Source organism: Halovenus anhuiensis, assembly GCF_037080055.1.
In the GTDB taxonomy this organism is placed as follows: Archaea; Halobacteriota; Halobacteria; order Halobacteriales; family Haloarculaceae; genus Halovenus.
On record NZ_JBAOJI010000003.1, the window covers coordinates 305,466 to 318,604 of the forward strand.

At 60.1% G+C, this 13,139-nt stretch carries 18 protein-coding genes; 14 read left to right on the forward strand and 4 right to left on the reverse strand.

Going from position 1 to position 13,139, the window contains the following annotated elements; genetic code table 11:
* The first annotated feature begins 66 nt into the window (after positions 1-66).
* From V8P86_RS10365 to V8P86_RS10375, 3 genes are all read left to right on the forward strand, one after another.
* A complete protein-coding gene (locus tag V8P86_RS10365) occupies positions 67-1,233 on the forward strand; it encodes an acyl-CoA dehydrogenase family protein (protein ID WP_336327188.1) in 1,167 nt (388 codons plus the stop codon).
* Positions 1,233-2,954, forward strand: coding sequence for an acyl-CoA carboxylase subunit beta (locus tag V8P86_RS10370; protein ID WP_336327189.1), 1,722 nt, complete (start codon positions 1,233-1,235; stop codon positions 2,952-2,954). Before V8P86_RS10365 ends, V8P86_RS10370 begins: the two co-directional genes overlap by 1 nt.
* Positions 2,955-3,134: 180 nt before the next feature.
* Complete coding sequence (locus V8P86_RS10375; RefSeq protein WP_336327190.1) at positions 3,135-3,551, forward strand: potassium channel family protein; 417 nt, start codon at positions 3,135-3,137, stop codon at positions 3,549-3,551.
* Between the two features lie 2 nt (positions 3,552-3,553).
* Here V8P86_RS10375 and V8P86_RS10380 read toward each other — a convergent pair whose 3' ends face one another.
* The gene (locus tag V8P86_RS10380) at positions 3,554-5,413 is read right to left on the reverse strand and encodes a rhomboid family intramembrane serine protease (protein ID WP_336327191.1); all 1,860 of its coding nucleotides are present in this window, start codon (positions 5,411-5,413) and stop codon (positions 3,554-3,556) included.
* Positions 5,414-5,504: 91 nt separating this feature from the next.
* Between V8P86_RS10380 and V8P86_RS10385 the strand changes: the two genes are divergently transcribed.
* From V8P86_RS10385 to V8P86_RS10420, 8 genes are all read left to right on the forward strand, one after another.
* Entirely contained in the window at positions 5,505-5,738 is a 234-nt protein-coding gene (locus V8P86_RS10385; protein WP_336327192.1) for a BolA family protein, read from the forward strand.
* A gap of 114 nt (positions 5,739-5,852) precedes the next feature.
* Positions 5,853-6,746 carry a hypothetical protein gene (locus V8P86_RS10390; RefSeq protein WP_336327193.1) on the forward strand — a complete coding sequence of 298 codons (894 nt, stop codon included), beginning with the start codon at positions 5,853-5,855 and terminating at the stop codon, positions 6,744-6,746.
* 102 nt (positions 6,747-6,848) lie between these two features.
* Positions 6,849-7,268, forward strand: a complete 420-nt coding sequence (locus V8P86_RS10395; RefSeq protein WP_336327194.1) for a CopG family ribbon-helix-helix protein — start codon at positions 6,849-6,851, stop codon at positions 7,266-7,268.
* 79 nt (positions 7,269-7,347) lie between these two features.
* Positions 7,348-7,779 (forward strand): DUF3054 domain-containing protein, encoded by a 432-nt coding sequence (locus V8P86_RS10400; protein ID WP_336327195.1) that lies wholly within the window; start codon positions 7,348-7,350, stop codon positions 7,777-7,779.
* Positions 7,780-7,828: 49 nt separating this feature from the next.
* Positions 7,829-8,041, forward strand: a complete 213-nt coding sequence (locus tag V8P86_RS10405; protein WP_336327196.1) for a hypothetical protein — start codon at positions 7,829-7,831, stop codon at positions 8,039-8,041.
* A 76-nt stretch (positions 8,042-8,117) separates the two neighbouring features.
* The gene (locus tag V8P86_RS10410; RefSeq protein ID WP_336327197.1) at positions 8,118-8,342 is read left to right on the forward strand and encodes a DUF7123 family protein; all 225 of its coding nucleotides are present in this window, start codon (positions 8,118-8,120) and stop codon (positions 8,340-8,342) included.
* A 32-nt stretch (positions 8,343-8,374) separates the two neighbouring features.
* A complete protein-coding gene (locus V8P86_RS10415; protein WP_336327198.1) occupies positions 8,375-8,809 on the forward strand; it encodes an SRPBCC family protein in 435 nt (144 codons plus the stop codon).
* A 71-nt stretch (positions 8,810-8,880) separates the two neighbouring features.
* A complete protein-coding gene (locus tag V8P86_RS10420) occupies positions 8,881-9,444 on the forward strand; it encodes a response regulator (RefSeq protein WP_336327199.1) in 564 nt (187 codons plus the stop codon).
* A 4-nt stretch (positions 9,445-9,448) separates the two neighbouring features.
* Here V8P86_RS10420 and V8P86_RS10425 read toward each other — a convergent pair whose 3' ends face one another.
* A complete protein-coding gene (locus V8P86_RS10425) occupies positions 9,449-9,847 on the reverse strand; it encodes a hypothetical protein (protein WP_336327200.1) in 399 nt (132 codons plus the stop codon).
* A gap of 48 nt (positions 9,848-9,895) precedes the next feature.
* Positions 9,896-11,017, reverse strand: a complete 1,122-nt coding sequence (locus V8P86_RS10430; RefSeq protein ID WP_336327201.1) for a pyridoxal phosphate-dependent aminotransferase — start codon at positions 11,015-11,017, stop codon at positions 9,896-9,898.
* Between the two features lie 83 nt (positions 11,018-11,100).
* Between V8P86_RS10430 and V8P86_RS10435 the strand changes: the two genes are divergently transcribed.
* The 3 genes from V8P86_RS10435 (at position 11,101) to V8P86_RS10445 (ending at position 12,621) form a co-directional block, all read left to right on the forward strand.
* Positions 11,101-11,649, forward strand: coding sequence for a hypothetical protein (locus V8P86_RS10435; protein ID WP_336327202.1), 549 nt, complete (start codon positions 11,101-11,103; stop codon positions 11,647-11,649).
* A gap of 49 nt (positions 11,650-11,698) precedes the next feature.
* The gene (locus tag V8P86_RS10440) at positions 11,699-12,391 is read left to right on the forward strand and encodes a metallophosphoesterase (protein ID WP_336327203.1); all 693 of its coding nucleotides are present in this window, start codon (positions 11,699-11,701) and stop codon (positions 12,389-12,391) included.
* Positions 12,392-12,459: 68 nt separating this feature from the next.
* Positions 12,460-12,621, forward strand: coding sequence for a hypothetical protein (locus tag V8P86_RS10445; RefSeq protein ID WP_336327204.1), 162 nt, complete (start codon positions 12,460-12,462; stop codon positions 12,619-12,621).
* Positions 12,622-12,631: 10 nt separating this feature from the next.
* On the opposite strand, the gene V8P86_RS10450 is transcribed toward V8P86_RS10445, so the two are convergent.
* Positions 12,632-13,117 (reverse strand): hypothetical protein, encoded by a 486-nt coding sequence (locus V8P86_RS10450; RefSeq protein ID WP_336327205.1) that lies wholly within the window; start codon positions 13,115-13,117, stop codon positions 12,632-12,634.
* Positions 13,118-13,139: the final 22 nt, after the last annotated feature.

The window sequence follows — 13,139 nt, forward strand, 5'->3', positions numbered from 1 at the left end:
GCCTTCGGAGAGACAGCACCCGTACTGATACCAACTACTAAGAGACGGACTCACATACGCCTACGTATGGATTTTAGCCCTGACCAGACGCACAATCTGATCCGGTCGACCGCGGCCGAGATTGCGGGGGAGTACGGGCCGGCGTACTGGCGCGAGAAGGAGGAAAGCGGCGAGTTCGCCGCCGACTTCTGGGACGAACTGGCTGCTGCGGATTTCCACGGCCTGCTCATTCCCGAGGAGTACGAAGGCGCAGGCATGGGGATGCAGGAGATGGGACTGGCGATGGAGACGCTCTGTGCTGAGGGCTGTGGGATGGCCGGCACTTGGTATCTCGTCCTCACTGGAGGGATGGCTGCATTGGGGATTCGCGACTTCGGCACGCCGGAACAGCGCGAGGCGTATCTGCCCGATATCGCCGCCGGGAACCGGAATTTCTCGATCGGAATCACCGAACCCGAAGCCGGAACGAACACGCTCAACGTTGCCACGCGAGCGGAACGCGACGGCGACGAGTTCGTTCTCAACGGCGAGAAGGCGTGGATCACTTTCTCCGACATCGCCGACAACATCATTCTCGTCACGCGCACGACCCCGAAATCCGAAGTCGAGCGCGGGACCGACGGCATCTCACTGTTCATCGTCGACATGGACGATCCAGGGATCGAAACTTCCCCGATACCGAAACACGGGATCAACTACTCGAACTCCTGTGAGGTCTTTATCGACGACGTGCGGGTGCACGAGGAGAATCTGCTCGGATCAGAAGACGACGGCTGGGAACCGCTGGTCCACATGATCAACCCCGAGCGGATCGGCTTCGCCGCCGCGGGCACGGGAATCGGCAAACTCGCCGCCAACGCCGCCATCGAATACACGAACGACCGCGAAGTCTTTGGCCGGCCCGTCGGCGAACACCAGGGTGTTTCCTTCCCGATCACGAAAGCTTATGCCCAGATGGAAACCGCCTCGGTGATGCGTGAGAAGGCCGCCTGGAAGTTCGACAACGGCGAGGACTGCGCCTACGAGACCAACGTCGCCAAGGCGACCGCCGTCGAGGCGGGTATCGAGGCTGTCAGGCAGTCGATGCAGGCCTTCGGCGGGTGGGGCTACGCCAAAGAGTACGATGTCGAGCGGTGGTGGCGCGAGATCAATCTCACCCGACTCGCCCCCGTGACCCAGCAGATGGCGTACAACCACATCAGCCAGCAACTCGGCTTCCCGAAATCGTACTGATGAAGATTCGTGTCCAACCCGAGACGACCGAACAGGACGCCCAGATCATCGCCAAGGCACTCGCCCAGCATCTCGACGACGATATCGAAGTGTACGCACGCGGCGGCGACGACCCGCTGGCGACGTTCGACCAGCCAGCAGCGACCAACAGCGCAGGTACCGAAACAGACGACGACTTCGGCCCAACAGAACGGGAGCAGCGACTTCGGGAAGAAATCGAAGACATCGAACAGGGCGGCCCCGAAAAGTACCGCGACCGCCTCGAAGAGCAAGGCAAACTGTTCGTCCGTAACCGACTCGACCTCTGGTTCGGGGAAGACGGCATCGCCTTCGAGGACGGCAAGTTCGCGGAGGTCGATTCCGAGGATCGACTGCCGGCGGACGGCTTGCTCACAGGCGCGGCGGAGTTCGAGGGCCGCGATGTCCACTTCATGGCCAACGACTTCTCGGTCAAGGCGGGGTCGATGGCCGAGAAAGGCGTCGAAAAGTTCCTCCGGATGCAACACCGCGCGCTCAAGACTGGCCGACCAGTGCTGTACCTGATGGACTCCTCGGGCGGCCGGATCGACCAGCAGACCGGTTTCTTCGCCAACCGCGAGGGGATCGGGAAATATTATTACAACCACTCGATGCTCTCCGGTCGCGTCCCGCAGATTTGCGTCCTCTACGGCCCCTGTATCGCCGGGGCAGCCTACACCCCCATCTTCGCTGATTTTACTATCATGGTCCGGGACGTGAGTGCGATGGCCATCGCTTCACCGCGGATGGTGAAGATGGTCACCGGCGAGGAAATCGACATGCAGGAACTCGGGGGTGCGGAGATGCACACCAGCGTCTCGGGGAGTGCGGATCTCATCGCCGAAGACGAGGAACACGCCCGCGAACTGGTGGCTCAGTTGATGAGCTATCTGCCGCGTAACAGCGACCACAAACCACCCCACAGCGATCCTGTCGAGCCCGAAAAATCACCAGAAGGGATCGACTCGGTGGTCCCACAGTCACCGAACAAGGGCTACGACATGCACGACGTGATCGAGCGGGTCGTGGATCGGGGCTCAGTGCTCGAACTCCGGCCCGAATACGGCAGCGAGATCATCACTGCCTTCGCGCGAATCGACGGCCGACCGGTCGGCATCGTGGCCAACCAGCCAGCGAAGCGGGCCGGCGCAATCTTCCCCGACGCTGCCCAGAAGGCCGCCCAGTTCATCTGGACCGCCGACGCCTACAACATTCCACTGCTCTACCTCTGCGACACGCCCGGATTCATGGCCGGGTCACAGGTCGAAAAAGAAGGAATTCTCGAACAGGGGAAGCGGATGATCTACGCCACCTCCTCGGCCACAGTCCCGACGCAGTCGGTCATCGTCAGGAAAGCCTACGGCGCGGGCATCTACGCGATGGCTGGTCCGGCCTACCAACCCGAATCCACCATCGCGTTACCCTCGGGGGAAATTGGGATCATGGGCCCCGAAGCGGCGGTCAACGCCGTCTACGCGAACAAACTCGCGGCAATCGACGACCCAGAGGAGCGCGCGCAGAAAGAAGAGGAACTTCGTGAGGAGTACCGCGAAGATATCGACGTACATCGGATGGCAAGCGAAGTCGTCATCGACGAAATTGTGCCACCGAGCACGCTCAGGACCGAACTCACCAACCGCTTCGACTTTTACGAGACTGTCGAGAAAGAACTCCCGGACAAGAAACACGGCACCGTTCTGTGAATGACTTTCGTGAGGTATCGAACATCTCAAGATTAAATCCAGTTGAGTCGGATGAAGTAAACTACTGAGGGTTTTTAGTGTATGATCGTACTCAGATATTGATTTTTGTTGGGTATTCAGGTAATTTCTAGGGGTATCTCTACTGGTTTATCTGTTTGTTCTCTATCTGGCGGTAGGAAGATGCTCAGACAGATCATCATCGTGGGTGGCGGCCGCGTCGGTCGACACAGTGCGGCGAAGCTTACGGACGACGGTTTTATGGTAACGGTTATCGAGAAAGATCCGGCGATGTGCGAGCAGTTTCCAAACCCGCTTGCGGGTCGTGTCATCGAGGGAGACGGGACGGAGTTAGCGACGCTCGAGGAGGCAAACGCGGAGACGGCAGATATCGTTGTTGCCCTGACTGACGATGTCCAAACGAATCTCTCGGTCTGTGAACTGGCCAGCGAGATCGCACCCGATGCCGAGACGCATCTGCGGATCGACGACGACGGACAGGAAGCCTACGCGCATCTCGATCACGTCGATCACATTGTCTACCCGGCGGCGCTGGCCGCACAACGAACGGTCAAACAGATCTCCAAGCCCGTTAGCTAACCTCAGCCGGACTGTTCCCGCTCGGCGATCAACACCCGGGTCCCATTTTCACGCGCGAACACCGACGCCGTTCCGCTGGTCGCTTCAGTCTCGAATTCGAGAGTCCCGAGACTGCTCGATTCGCCGACTGCCGGGATCTGTACCGCGCCGACATTCGTGTCCCCACGGGTGACGTTCAGCACGAACTGGTCTCGGATGACTTCGACGGCGACAGTTTTGTTCGCGATCTGCGCCCGTGCCTCGGCGGGACTCGAACGGAACGTCGGGACCGTTTCGTCGTCGTGGATGAGATCGACGATATACGCTGAACCGCCACCGTCGACGTTCCATCCGTGCCGTCTGACCGTTACCGTTTCGCGCCACCCCATGCCACCGACAGGCACCGTCACCTCCCCGCTGTTTTTCAGGTCGCTTTTGTCGACAGTCGAACTCCAGATGTTTCGTCGTTCGTTGACGATGATGACGCCGCTCTCGTTGGTCCCGAAGCGGCCGTGGGGTGTGTTTTCCGCATAGGTCACCTCGTATCCGTCGATCGAGATGCTCTCCGCGTCCGGGACCGGATCGTCACTCATCTGGATCGCATTCGTGATAACACTTGGCAAGGCGACGACCGCGATAATCAAGCCGAGTGATAACAATAGCAGATCCCGTCGAGAGAGTTGCGATCCGATCCGGGACGGCCCATTCGCTGGGAAGAACGGATAGATGAGCAGAATTAACAGGACGGGAACGATCCCGATGCCGAACACCGGAACGGATCCGCTGCCGATTGTTCCCGACCAGACAGCCCAGAGCAAGACTCCGATTGCACCGATCCAGATCAGCGCGACCAGCCGCATCGTCGGGACCCACGAGATATCCGTCACACGGCCGGGGAGTGACCTCTCTTCGGCCGCGATAGTCGCCGTGATGAGTATCGTCAATCCGAGCACGAAAATGACCCCGACGCCGCGTAACTGGAGGAAGACGTCGTCTTCTGGTGAGTCGGTGAAGACGTATAGCTGCCGGGAGAGGCCGAACAGAAGCGTCGCGAAAAAGATGATCGCCGGGCGTCGCGTCTCGTTTCGCCGGTGCAACAAGTAGAGTGCGAGCATCACCCCGAGCAGGAATCCGAGCAGATGGGCCTGTACGTTGACGCCCCACCAGCCCGGAGGGCCGGAGGAGCCAGCTTCCGCCGTTGCTCTCACCACCGGATCGAGCAGCGTGTTGATGACGATCGCGGTCCCAGTGAATCCGACCATCGCGATGACGGTCAGGAGTGGGAAGTAGACGACGGCGAACCCACCGAATGCGTAGACGGTTCCAGAGAAGCCAAGCGACCAGCCGAAGGCGAACACGGAGGTCGCCAGCGAGACGACGACGACCACTGCCGGAAAGACCACCAATGCCCGAACCCACGGCGTCTCCCATCGTGACTCGGTCTCGACAGGCTGTTCGGTCCCGCTGATCTCGCCCGGGGGCGGGTACTCGTAGTCGGTGTCGGTCCTGGTTGGAGGGTAATGGCCCCAGGCGTACTCGACGAGTGGGGCGAGTACGAGTGTCCCGATCATATTCCCGATCAGATGGGATGGGTTCGCGTGGGCGAACGCCGAGGTGAGCAGCCCCAGCGGATAGTAGTACGACCAACTACGAAAGGGCAGCGTAACCGGCGAGCTCCAGTGTGAGAACCCACTCTGTGCGAACAGATAGAACAGCACGACGCCGGTGATACAGAGCACAGTTCCCCACGGCACACCCAACACGAACCGCTCGGCGAGTCTGTCGTACCAGTGACCGTGGCCCACGAGCAGCCAGAGATAACCGATGGAGACGAGGAGGGCGGTGATGACGCCGATCTGTATCGGCTCGATACCGGCGGGCATACTGACACATCGTCGTCATACCTTGTGAGTGGTTCGGTCCCGGCGATTGTATGCCGGGACGTTTTTTCACCTCGAACACGTTCGTGAAGATATGACACCAGAAGAAGTCGAAACAATCATCGAATCGAATATTCCCGACGCGACTGCCGAAGTCGGTCAACCCCGAGGGGTCGACGACGACGACCACCTCGCTGCGACTGTCGTCTCTCCTGCCTTCGAAGGTAAATCTCTCGTCGAGCAGCACGACATGGTCTACGATGCGCTTGACGACCACATGACGACCGATATCCATGCCGTCGAACTGACGACCAGAACGCCCGAATAAGCCGATTCGGTGGGCCGGTTCTCTTTTCTAGTTCGCGAACGCTTTCGACGGCGGGCGTTCGTCTCCGAGAACCCCAAAGAGTTACATGACGGGGTGTGAACAGGTTGAGTACACATGAGTAATGAGGGAGAATCACATGCTGGTGACCTCACAGCGCCAGAACACACTGATGACGACGAAGCGACTGACGAGGAGCCGGTAGAGTCTGACTCCACGGCCGACGCTGAATCTGAACCATCCGACGAGCCCAGCGAGGAGAGAGACGAGACGGCTGGCGAAGACGAAGGTGAGCAGTCCGCGGAACCTGTGGCCGACGAAGAAGGCGAAGAACCGCCGGAAGACGAGGACGAGGAACTTTCCCGAGAGGAGGAACTCGCGATGCGCGAGCGACGACTGGACGAGCGCGAACGCGGGCTCGATCAGCTTCGGGCCGAACTCGACCAGCACGAATCCGAGCTTTCCGAACGAGAAGACGAACTACAGGAGTTCGAGGAACAGCTCCAGGGCCGGCAGGCCGACCTCGACGAGTGGGAGACGGAACTCGACCAGCGAGCAGCGGAGCTCGACGACAGAGAAGCCGGGATTAAGCAGGAAGAACAGGCCCTCGATCAGCGGGCCAGCGAACTCGACGAGAAAGAGGAGGTTCTCGAACACTACGTCGACGAACGCGTCGCCGAGTCGCTCGACGGGAGAGTCGACCGAATCGAGAAAGTGGTCGGCGAGCGGATTCAGGCGCTGGAAAACGATATCGGCGATACCGTCGAGAATCAGGTCGATGTCGCTCTCCAGAAACAGGATACTGCCGGCAGATTCGGTGTGATCGGTGGCACGCTCATCGGTCTTGGCGGCGTGCTGTTCGTGACACTCGGTGTACTGGCCGCGCTGTCAGGGCAGGTGAGTGCCTACCCGGCGCTCACGCCGGAGGCACCGACGAACATTGCAATCGGTGCCGTGCTGTTCATCATCGGGGCGGGACTCAGTCTGGGCGCTGCGGCTGACCGCCTCTAAATCGGTCCAGTCAGCCGTCACTGCAGAGAAGTCAGTGTCCAACAGTGTGTTCGTCTCCGTTGATAATAAGATTCTACTACTCTGGCCCCCACGAGTTAATACATGACAGTTGTCAGTGTCTCGATGCCGGACGAGTTGCTGGAACGGCTGGATTCTTTCGCCGAGGAACACGGCTACACCGGCCGGAGCGAAGTCGTCAGGGAGGCGTCACGGAACCTCCTGACGGAGTTCGAGGATAAAAAGCTCGAGGACCGTGATCTCATGGGAGTGGTGACGGTGCTGTTCGATTTCGAGTCGACCGATGTCGAACACAAGATGATGCACCTGCGCCACGAGTACGAGCATCTCGTGACCTCTCACGTCCACAACCACGTGGGAAACCACTACTGCATGGAGTTGTTCATTCTGGAGGGGAGTCTGGAGAACATTTCCACGTTCGTCGGGAAAATCCGCGCGACGCAGGATACACTCTCGATCGATTACTCGGTGATGCCGGTCGACCGCATCGGTAGCGTCGTCTGATTGGCCGCTTTCCAACTGGTGGGAGGGAGCGATACATAAAAGCCGAATGGGTCCAAAGCGGTGGATAGAGTAGTACATTATGAGCTACGGACAACAGATGCGACCGCTTCTCGGCGCTCGTCTTCCGACGACGCCGTCGATGGCTGCCGTACTCGCTGGTGATTTGTTCGTCCTGCTCGCCTTCATCGCGACGGGACAGATCTCACACGGTTACCTCCCCTGGGAAGCCCCCGCTCGGACCGTTCTAATCACATTGCCGGTCGTCGTCGGCTGGCTGGTGCTCGCGATTCCGGCAGGGCTGTTCGTCCCCGGGAAACTGGTCAAACTCAAACGAGCGGTGCCAACGGTGATCGTCGTCTGGGTCGGCGCGGCCCTGATCGGCGGATTCATTCGTTCGACGAGTCTCGTTCCGGGATCTGCCCCAGTTTCGTTCCTCCTGGCGAACGTCGTCTTCGGAACCGTCTTTCTCGTTCCGTGGCGGGTGCTGGTCGGCTGGCAACTCGGTCGATGAGCTCCCGGCGGATCGCATATATTAAGTACCGACCTGCGAAAGCACAGGTATGGCAGAGACGACGCAGAGTTCCGATCTCGGCAAAGGGCTCGTGCTAACGTTCGGTATCATCGGGGCACTTGGGGCGATTGCCATGGCAGGCAGTTCGTTCCTCTCCTTCGCGAACCACGACGAGACCATGCAACTGCTCTCGGGGGTCTTTCTGACCGTCGCGCTGCTGGCCTCTGGAATCGCCGTCGCCGCAGTCCACCTCTACGAGTAAGCGCGGCCAGCGACCACTCCCGCAACAGCGGCGAACAACTGCAAATTTAAGACGCTCGCACACGTAGGTTCGTTCAATGACAGAACTCGGTGAGACGGATCGAGAGATCCTCGATTATCTGCGGGAGAGCGTCTCCCGGGGCGAACAGTATATTCGCTCGAAAACCATCGCCAAACAGCTCGGGCTCTCCTCGAAGCAAGTCGGTGCGCGGCTGCCAAAACTCGACGAACAGTCCGACGATGTCGAGATCGAAAAGTGGGGACGCGCCCGGTCGACGACGTGGCGAGTCACTCGCAGCTAGGTGTTTTTATTCGCTTACCCGTAACGGGGAGTATGGTTGTTCGCGCGGAGCGAGTCGTGACGATTCCCGCCTCTCGGGAGCGCGTCTGGGAATTTATCGACGACGCGGAAAAACGAGCACAGCCGATCAGTGTCGTCGAGGACTTCGAGTTACTCGAGAACGGAAACGCGGTCTGGCATGTTTCCCTGCCGATCCCGCTCAGTGATCGGACGATTCGGATCGAGACAGAAGATCAAAACCGCGATCCGCCAGAGTACGTCGAGTTCGTCGGCACCTCCAAAGCCTTCCGCGTGCTCGGTGAACACGAACTAACCGAGGTCGACGGCGTTACTGAACTCCGCAACTCCTTCAGCGTCGATGGCCGCGTCCCCGGCGTCGAGCGATTTTTCAAAAAGAATATCGACGCAGAGCTCGAGAACCTCGAAATCGCTATCAAAGAAAACATAGGGGTCGAAGCTGATAAATAATCTCGGGCCCCGATTCTCAATGCTGATAATGGGGCGGCAGTTACAAACCTTCTGCGAGGGAAGGAGGTAGCATGGGAGCTGCCGAGGAAGACACGACCGTATTGGTCGTGGACGACGAAACAGCCGTCGCAGATGCATACACAGCACAGCTGCAACGTGATTACGAGGTTCGGACGGCCTACGGCGGTGAGGAGGCGCTGGATGCCGTAGACTCTACAGTCGACGTTGTCTTGCTAGACCGCCGGATGCCGGCTATTTCGGGAGATGAAGTCTTAGACGAGATTCGAGAGCGCGACCTCGATTGTCGTGTCATCATGGTAACGGCGGTCGACCCGGATTTCGATATCGTCGATATGCCGTTCGAGAACTATCTCCAGAAGCCAGTCGACAGAGACGACCTCCACACCGCGATCCAGAACCAACTCGCCGCCAGCGAGTACGACGAACAGGTCGACGAGTTCCTCGAACTGAACACGAAGATTGGACTGCTCGAGGAAGAAAAGCCGTCACAGGAACTCGAACAGTCCGAGGATGTCCAGGAGATCAAAGAGCGGGCCGAAGATCTCAAAGAGGACCTCGACGAGACAGTGATGGAGTTCGACGAACCGTCCGAAGCCTTTCAGAACCTCGTTTAATCTTTCAGTTCTGCCAGTGTGATCTGTCGAAGACGATTGCCGACAGTCGTGACGCTAACTCTCGTGCCTCCACTTCGCTGTCTGTATGCAGTTCACCAGATACGGGGCCTGCTTCCCCACCAACGCCTTCCGACTCTGAGATCGGATCTGTTCCTGTTGGATAGCTCTCCGTAGTCCCCGTCGGGTAACTTCGCTGTGCCCGGGTCTGTGCTCGCAGCCGTCTGAGTGCCGACGGCGTGAGTTCCGAACCGAGATGCTGGAGGTCGTACCGGACGATAAATCCTCGTCGCGCGTTGCGGATCCCGACGACCGGTCGATCCTCGGAATCACAGCGCTCCCAGAGCGAGCGCCGCTGTGATCCGGTCTCGTACATCGGGACGTGCTGGGGAGACAGTTGATCCATACACCTAGTTGGTCCGGACCATAATCGATCTGTCGGCTCCTGCAACCCTCACTGGACGGCGTCGGTCGCCTCGGCCATGATCTCCAGGGCTTCTTCGATCGTCTCGATATCCGTCGCATACGAGATGCGTGCGTAACCGTCGCCGTGGTCGCCGAAGGCATCACCGGGAACGACGACGACACCACGGTCGATAACTTCGTCGACCCAGCCGTCGGGGACCTTCGGCATCGCGTAGAAGGCTCCGGAGGGACGAGGACACTCCAGTCCCATCGATTCGAGGCCCTCCAGCAACACGTCACGGCGCTGCTCGAATGCCGAGCGCATCTCTTCGACGACATCCTGTGGTCCATTCAGTGCCGCTTCGGCGGCGTACTGGGCTGGTGCGCTCGCGCAGGCCTGTCCGTACTGGTGGACCCGGAGCATGCGCTCGATTCGCTCGGTCGAAGCGGTGATCCAGCCGAGCCGCCAGCCAGTCATCGAGTAGGCTTTCGAGCAGGCGTTGACGATAGCGACGTTGTCGCTCTCGCTGAACTCGGCGGGCGTGCGGTGTTCGCCCTCGAAAATCTGGTACTCGTAGACCTCGTCGGAGAGGCAGAGCACGTCGTGCTCGTCGGCAATCCGCGCAAACTCCTGCATATCCTCCGGCGACTGGACAGCACCGGTCGGGTTGGCGGGGCTGTTGACGACGAAGGCAGCAGTATCGTCGGTAATCGCCTCTTCGACCATCGCCGGATTAAGGGTGAGATCCTCCCGGAGCGGAACCGGTCGTGGCGTGCCGCCCGCGATGTGTGTCAGTGCCTCGTAGGAGACGAAGCCGGGATCTGGGAAGATGACCTCCTCGCCGGGGTCGACGTGGGCTTCCAGCGCAATGTGTAGGGCTTCGCTCCCGCCAGCAGTGGCGATGATATCTTCCGGATCGACATCGAGGTTGTTGTCACGCGCGTGTTTGTCTGCGATTGCCTCGCGGAGGGATTCGGTTCCCTTGTTCGAGGTGTAGGCATCGGCGTCGCCCGCACGGATCGCTTCGACGGCGGCTTCGCGGGCGTGGTCGGGTGTCGGGAAATCCGGCTGACCGAGACCGAGGTTGATCGCATCCTCGCCGGCGGCCTCGAACACCTCGCGGATGCCGCTGATAGATACCTGTTCGACACGATGTGAGAACGATGGCATACCCTAGTGAGACGACCCCGGCCGCATAACTTTTCATGTCCGAACCGAGCGGATTCTTGTAGCCGGCGGTCGGACCTGGTGGTATGTCTGCGCTCACTCCGTTCGGCGGCATCGTTCCGACCGTCGCGTTCGTCTTCGCCGTCATCTGGGCCGTGATTCTCGTCCACGAACTCGGCCACTACTACGCCGGCCGGCGGATCGTCGGGATTCCGAGCGACGACATCAGACTCGTAGCGCCGTACTTCCCGCGGTACGTGGCGCTGCGAGACGACGAGGAGTGGGTCGCCCCGACCGAGTTGGCCCGCTACCGTTCGGTGTACGAACGGCACGACCCCGAACGGGAACACGAACAGCGATTCGCCGCGGCCGGTGAACTCGTTCAAGCGGGGATCGTCGCACCGGTCGGGACACTGGTCGGACTGGCCGTCGATACCGATCTCGGCCTCATCATCCTCAGCGCCTCTCTGCTGGTCGTCTTCGTCTACGCTGGACTCGATGCCATCGCGACGCTGTACCGTGGGAGACCGTCCGGGGACTACTCCATTCTGTGGCAATCGACACCGAGACTGCCGATCCTGCTCGGACTCGGATTCGCGAGCCTCCACGTCGTCCCACTGCTGATTCTCACCTGAACGCTCGCGGGTCGGCAGCCATTTGATCGTCGGCACCCAACGCAGAGTCATGTCGGCGCTTTCGGGAGTCACGGTGCGGGATCTGGCAATTCACGTCAACGGCGTCCTCGTCGTGTCCGATCTTCACGTCGGTCGTGGCGCGGCCTCGAACGTCGAACTCCCGGTCGGCGAAGGCGATGATATGGTCGAACGATTCGACGCGCTCTGTGCCGAGTTCGAACCCGAGGAAGTCGTCATCGCCGGTGATCTATTGCACTCCTTCGAGTCTGTTCCGGGACCAGTCAGAGAGACACTCGCGGGACTGAACGAGGCCGCCCGGAACGTCGGTGCGCGGATCGTCGTTACACCGGGCAATCACGATACACTGCTAGAGGCCGTCTGGTCGGGGCCGACCGAGGCGGAGTACCGAATCGGCGACACCGTCATCTGTCACGGTCACGTCGAACCGCAGAGCGACGCAGAGCGGTACATCGTCGGCCACGATCACCCGACCATCGAGATCGAGGGGCGGCGTCGTCCCTGCCTGCTCACCGGGGACGGCGTCTACAGAGGCGGGAATCTCGTCATGCTCCCGTCGTTCAACAAACTCGTCCAAGGGGTGTGCATCAACGAGATGTCTGCCGGCGATTTCATGTCCCCACTCGTGACCGACGCCGACGCGCTCGCGCCGACAGTGCGAGACAGCGACGCCGGCGAGACGCTGTCCTTCCCGCCGCTCGGAGAGTTTCGCCATCGGCTCTGAGTCTGTTACTTTCACTTTCACTCCGGGGTTGGCTCGGTTATAGGTATCCCCTCCCCGAACGATCGGGTATGCTCAAAGACCTCTCTCTAACCTGTGACGCCGACGGATGCGACCAGACGCTATCGGACGCGGAGTGTATGCTCGTCTACGAGACGCCCGAAGGCGAGCGTCGGGCCTACGAGTGTTCCTGTGGCTCGGTGACGATCACAGTGGTCAGAGCACAACGGTGATCCGTTGGGTTCAGATGATCTCGAAGGCGACAACTTGCCAGTCACCGTCTTCCACAGCGGTGAGATAGCTATTCTGGACGGTAATTCGGCCGCTCGGCGTTCCGTCTCCGGGACCACTGCCTGATAGCTCGGGGGCCTCGATCTCGTATTTTGCCTTGACGAGCGCGTTTTCTTGCTGGGCGATACTGCTCGCCGTCTCGCCGGAGAGTCGCATCTGCAAGCTTTCGATCTCATCCGAGGAGAGGTCCCGGTCCTCGACGGCTATCGTGTCGAGCTGAAGAGATCCACCGTCGAGATCATCGCCTGCGGTGGGATCGAGGGGGGACTCGCTGTGCAGGAGTTCGGCCATCGCCTCCGGATCGCCGTCTTCGTGTTCGGCTTCGAGATACGCGCGGACGACTGACCGCGGACTCTCGGTGTCGTTGTTCCCGAAACAGCCAGCGACTCCAATAGTGATTGTGCTGGCTGTGGCCGCGATGAATCGTCGTCGCCGCATAGATGACTCGAATGTCGACTGT

Excerpts from the sequence above, each read along its gene's own strand:
- V8P86_RS10420 (WP_336327199.1), top strand. The coding sequence starts at position 8,881 with ATGGGAGCTGCCGAGGAAGACACGACCGTATTGGTCGTGGACGACGAA.
- V8P86_RS10440 (WP_336327203.1), top strand. The coding sequence starts at position 11,699 with ATGTCGGCGCTTTCGGGAGTCACGGTGCGGGATCTGGCAATTCACGTC.
- V8P86_RS10370 (WP_336327189.1), top strand. The coding sequence starts at position 1,233 with ATGAAGATTCGTGTCCAACCCGAGACGACCGAACAGGACGCCCAGATC.
- V8P86_RS10365 (WP_336327188.1), top strand. The coding sequence starts at position 67 with ATGGATTTTAGCCCTGACCAGACGCACAATCTGATCCGGTCGACCGCG.
- V8P86_RS10380 (WP_336327191.1), bottom strand. The coding sequence starts at position 5,413 with ATGCCCGCCGGTATCGAGCCGATACAGATCGGCGTCATCACCGCCCTC.
- V8P86_RS10405 (WP_336327196.1), top strand. The coding sequence starts at position 7,829 with ATGGCAGAGACGACGCAGAGTTCCGATCTCGGCAAAGGGCTCGTGCTA.
- V8P86_RS10395 (WP_336327194.1), top strand. The coding sequence starts at position 6,849 with ATGACAGTTGTCAGTGTCTCGATGCCGGACGAGTTGCTGGAACGGCTG.
- V8P86_RS10425 (WP_336327200.1), bottom strand. The coding sequence starts at position 9,847 with ATGGATCAACTGTCTCCCCAGCACGTCCCGATGTACGAGACCGGATCA.
- V8P86_RS10445 (WP_336327204.1), top strand. The coding sequence starts at position 12,460 with ATGCTCAAAGACCTCTCTCTAACCTGTGACGCCGACGGATGCGACCAG.
- V8P86_RS10430 (WP_336327201.1), bottom strand. The coding sequence starts at position 11,017 with ATGCCATCGTTCTCACATCGTGTCGAACAGGTATCTATCAGCGGCATC.
- V8P86_RS10410 (WP_336327197.1), top strand. The coding sequence starts at position 8,118 with ATGACAGAACTCGGTGAGACGGATCGAGAGATCCTCGATTATCTGCGG.
- V8P86_RS10375 (WP_336327190.1), top strand. The coding sequence starts at position 3,135 with ATGCTCAGACAGATCATCATCGTGGGTGGCGGCCGCGTCGGTCGACAC.
- V8P86_RS10390 (WP_336327193.1), top strand. The coding sequence starts at position 5,853 with ATGAGTAATGAGGGAGAATCACATGCTGGTGACCTCACAGCGCCAGAA.
- V8P86_RS10385 (WP_336327192.1), top strand. The coding sequence starts at position 5,505 with ATGACACCAGAAGAAGTCGAAACAATCATCGAATCGAATATTCCCGAC.
- V8P86_RS10415 (WP_336327198.1), top strand. The coding sequence starts at position 8,375 with ATGGTTGTTCGCGCGGAGCGAGTCGTGACGATTCCCGCCTCTCGGGAG.
- V8P86_RS10435 (WP_336327202.1), top strand. The coding sequence starts at position 11,101 with ATGTCTGCGCTCACTCCGTTCGGCGGCATCGTTCCGACCGTCGCGTTC.
- V8P86_RS10400 (WP_336327195.1), top strand. The coding sequence starts at position 7,348 with ATGAGCTACGGACAACAGATGCGACCGCTTCTCGGCGCTCGTCTTCCG.
- V8P86_RS10450 (WP_336327205.1), bottom strand. The coding sequence starts at position 13,117 with ATGCGGCGACGACGATTCATCGCGGCCACAGCCAGCACAATCACTATT.